Source organism: Hominilimicola fabiformis (assembly GCF_020687385.1).
Classification (GTDB): domain Bacteria; phylum Bacillota; class Clostridia; order UBA1381; family UBA1381; genus Hominilimicola; species Hominilimicola fabiformis.
Map to the genome: position 1 here is coordinate 1 of NZ_JAJEQM010000040.1, position 1,617 is coordinate 1,617.

The window sequence follows — 1,617 nt, forward strand, 5'->3', positions numbered from 1 at the left end:
TTTGGTGCAGATGAAGTGAACACGTTTTGACATACACAATTAAATATAAGTTTTATTAAAGGGAATAATAATAGATTTGAAAGTTCTGTTATTATTCCCTTTTTGATTGCACAAAACAGATTTTATAGGAGGAAAAGGATATGAAAGTTATAGCGGTATCAACACAAAAGGGCGGTGTCGGTAAGACAACGACATCAATAAATTTGGCGGCAGCATTGGCAGAAAAAAATAAAAAAGTATTATTGGTCGACTTCGACCCACAAGGCAATGCAACGATTGGTTGTGGCTTTAAAGATGTTGAAGAAACTATTGTAAATGCAATGATAGCAGATATAAATAATAGTTTTAAACCATCAGATTTATCGGTAATACATACGGAGCTATTTGATATATTGCCGAGCAATATTGAGTTATCAAATATGGAGTTGACGTTGGTAAGCGTCATAGGACGTGAGGGGGTTTTAAAGAGAATATTAGAGCCTATAAAAAGCAATTATGACTACATAATAATTGACACATTGCCGTCATTGGGCATATTAACGGTCAATTCATTTGTAGCTTCGGACTATGTTATAGTTCCAGTACTTGCAAAGGATTATTACAGCTTGCAAGGTTTTGATGCCTTGTTACAGTCGGTAGAATTGACAAGACGTTGCATTAATCCTAATTTAAAGGTTTTAGGCGATGTGATTACAATGTATGATGGCAGAAATAAAAACGATAACATCATTTCAGAAACGATAAGAAACGATGAGCGAACGGAAACATTTAATACAGTAATTCCGCTATCAACTAAAGCTGCGGAAGCAAACAGAATGGGAAAAACAATATTGCAGCATGACCCACAAGGTAAAGTTGCTACGGCATACAGGGAGTTGGCAGACGAAATGTTAAATAGAATGGGAGAGTGATATTAAAATCTATCCGCAAAAGGATAGATTAGAGTTACTAAATATAGTAGCTCTAATGTGTTCTTTTGCAAATCAAGAAGATTTGGCAATCATACAAGGACACTCATATATTTTTACAGTTCAATAAAAGGTAATATAGGTACTTTTTCAAATTGCGAGCCTTATACAGCGATGGACGCATTCTGCGGTATCCCATATAGGCTGTAGGAGATGTTGTAATTCTCCGCCATGACCAATTTGATTATAATGATACTTACACTGAGTCAATGATAACTTCAAAGACAGTGTTCCGTCGGTTAGGGGGATATGCGAAACATTTTACGGAATCTGCTATATAGCAGTAGTCGTGTTTGTTTGGCATAATGTGATGAACTAACATCAACTTATGTTTCCGGTAAGAAATGTATTTTCGGTAGAGCGAAATAGTAAAAGGAATTAGGAATGAGAAGATATATATTACTCGACAGTAAAATCTTTTCGTGTTTAAATCCGTATGAAATAGCATTGTACACAATATTGAGTAAATACAAAAATGCAAAAGGTGATTGCTTTCCGTCACGCAGAACATTGAGTGAAAAGGGTGGCTTTTCAATATCAACATACACCAAATACATAAAAGAGTTGATAAAAAAGGGACTTATTAAAGTTAAAGCAAGGTGGAGAGCAAATGGTTCTCAGACAAGTAATCTATTTAGTGTAGCAAATA

Annotated in this window: 2 protein-coding genes; both read left to right on the forward strand. The window is 34.9% G+C overall.

From position 1 onward, the window contains the following. Positions 1–140 precede the first annotated feature (140 nt). Positions 141–911 (forward strand): ParA family protein, encoded by a 771-nt coding sequence (locus tag LKE05_RS13985; protein ID WP_308457242.1) that lies wholly within the window; start codon positions 141–143, stop codon positions 909–911. 441 nt (positions 912–1,352) lie between these two features. Continuing rightward, positions 1,353–1,617 (forward strand): helix-turn-helix domain-containing protein (locus tag LKE05_RS13990; protein WP_308457243.1); only part of this gene is annotated, 265 nt, incomplete at its 3' end.

Coding starts and splice junctions, on each gene's coding strand:
- LKE05_RS13985 (WP_308457242.1), top strand. CDS start 141: ATGAAAGTTATAGCGGTATCAACACAAAAGGGCGGTGTCGGTAAGACA.